Origin of the sequence: Bacillus sp. SIMBA_074, assembly GCF_046534555.1 — a bacterium.
Lineage (GTDB): Bacteria > Bacillota > Bacilli > Bacillales > Bacillaceae_G > Bacillus_A > Bacillus_A mycoides.
In genome coordinates, this window is sequence record NZ_JAWRYM010000599.1 from 1 (window position 1) to 268 (window position 268).

General features: G+C 53.0%; 1 protein-coding gene. It reads right to left on the minus strand.

All coding sequences use genetic code 11. The features are described from left to right. A partial coding sequence (locus SB773_RS32135; RefSeq protein ID WP_410594405.1) for a potassium-transporting ATPase subunit KdpA occupies positions 1-268 on the minus strand: 268 nt, incomplete at both ends.

The window sequence follows — 268 nt, forward strand, 5'->3', positions numbered from 1 at the left end:
GGGCAAGAATCGCAATCGCAATCAGCTTCATCTCTTTGCCCTCAATTTTGCGTCCCAAAAATTCGGGTGTGCGTCCTACCATCAAGCCAGCAATGAAAACCGCCAAAATCGCGTACATCAGGATGTTGACCGTTCCTACCCCGTCTCCGCCAAATACGCAGTTGAGCATCATTTCCCCGAGCGGCACCAAGCCGCCCAGCGGTGTCAGTGTATCGTGCATGTTATTGACGGTTCCGGTCGTTGCTGCTGTCGTGATCGCTGTAAACAG